This window comes from Stieleria tagensis (assembly GCF_024129865.1).
Classification (GTDB): Bacteria; Planctomycetota; Planctomycetia; order Pirellulales; family Pirellulaceae; genus Stieleria; species Stieleria tagensis.
In genome coordinates this window covers 1-1,652 of record NZ_JAMYFE010000172.1, presented here as the reverse complement: position 1 = coordinate 1,652, position 1,652 = coordinate 1, and the positions used below count along the sequence as shown (strand labels likewise).

General features: G+C 55.0%; 1 protein-coding gene and 1 pseudogene. Both read right to left on the bottom strand.

The genetic code is table 11. From position 1 onward, the window contains the following. Nucleotides 1-104: 104 nt before the first annotated feature. Nucleotides 105-935: a hypothetical protein gene (locus tag NHH03_RS27500; RefSeq protein ID WP_253161569.1), complete on the bottom strand. Its 831-nt coding sequence runs from the start codon at nt 933-935 to the stop codon at nt 105-107. Nucleotides 936-1,080: 145 nt separating this feature from the next. After that, a pseudogene (locus NHH03_RS27495) lies at nt 1,081-1,652 on the bottom strand (hypothetical protein); the annotation flags it as partial.

Here is a 1,652-nt window from a genome sequence, read left to right as displayed (position 1 = left end):
TCTTTCTTCACTTTTCCATCGACCCGACGGGTTTCGGTCACGTAGGTGGAATTCCCGACTGTGCGAGTTTCGACTGACATCTACATTCTCCTGGCGGTGGAAGACTATGCAGCCTGGCGTGGCTTTGTCACAAGCGTGCGTTTGACGGTCAATTGCTGCATGGAGCTTTCCATCGGTTGTGACCGTAGATCGTCATCCCCAAGATGAGCACACAGAGCGCTGGCGGCATGGTCGGAGATGAGGTCCGAGAATCCGGTGTGTCGGGGTGTTTCCTCTACCACGCGCTGGTAGGTGTCATGGAATTTGGCGTTTCCAGGCAGGTGAAATCGATCAATCGAAGAAATATGCAATTCGATGCGTTCGCGTTCGATTCCTTCGATCGTTGAGAGATCGTGAGCTATCCCGGCGCCGAGATGTGGAAGATGCGAAATCCAGTGTTCGGCAACGGTTGGGCCGCCGGCGTAGGCGAACTGGTACAGCTTCTCGCGGAGAGGAAAGCTGGGCTGATCTGTTCGACGCACGATATGGTTCTGGATCGCGGCCTTGGCATCGATCCAATCCGACACGTCGAAGAAGACTTCACAATACGCCCGCATCGTCTCACGTGGCAATCCAGCAGCCGTCGCAGCAATTTCGATCTCTCGGTAGGCGAGGACTCTTGCCTCGACGCATAGTCGCTGTACGGGGCTGTTGTAGATGCTGGTGATTTCCTTGAGCCCGATGCCATGTCCAGTCGGCACCACTCGAATCTCGGAGCTTCTGCCGAACAGGCATTCACGCAACTGCTGAACCATTGCGTCATTGTGCCGAACGCCCAGCTTTCCCATCGCTCTCTGGTTTGCGGAAATCCATCTCCAATTCGGATGCTGCATGCGGTGGCGGTTAAAGAAGTGGTCTATGCCACCGGCTTTGCTGGGTTGGTTTCGATCTGACATGGGGGCTTCGACGGAAACAATCGAATGGACTTGTGAAAAATCCATTACACAACGATTGCTCGCGATCGCCAAAAGTTTCGGTCGGCGATTGTTGGGACCGGTTCCGCGTCCGTCGCGATGATCGCCCAACTGTGCCGGTTCTTGGTTACGAAGAGAGCGGATTGCCGGGGGCGTTCATTCTTCGTTGTCCACGCTTTTTCGCTTCTCGTTTAAGGCTTTGTGGTGTGCCGGCAGCACGTTTGAAGACCTTGCTGAAAGACCCGATCAGTTTGCACCACTGATCGGCGTCAAGTTGCAGTGCTTTCAATACTTCGGCTGACGAAGCCGGGACACTAGTTCGCACGCGTTTGTCGATGCGTCGCTTCGTCCACTCTGCGAGGGTTACGTAGTCCTCCGAAGAGAGACTGACCTGCGTCGATGCAGACAAACGCGATTGAGCTGTTTCGAGAAAAGTGTCGTCGAGTGTAATCGCTTGGCTAATCTGCCGATCTGAACCGTTTAATGCAGCCTTGCGATCGGCAAGCCCTGTGAGTGCGCGACCGTCAGTGCCCTTTTTTGCATCGGTGTTGGTAGCGCCCACATCTACGTGCGTGACGCCAGCCAGGATTGCCGCATCGTCGAGCAAGAGTTGTGTCGAGAATCTTCCCTGCCAAAATCGACCTTTGCAGCTGTCCTCGTCATTCGCACTGTGTGCGATGGGTTCTGACAGGCATCGCA

Bases quoted from the DNA above. Each gene is read 5' to 3' on its own strand.
- NHH03_RS27500 (WP_253161569.1), bottom strand. From the start codon at position 935: ATGTCAGATCGAAACCAACCCAGCAAAGCCGGTGGCATAGACCACTTC.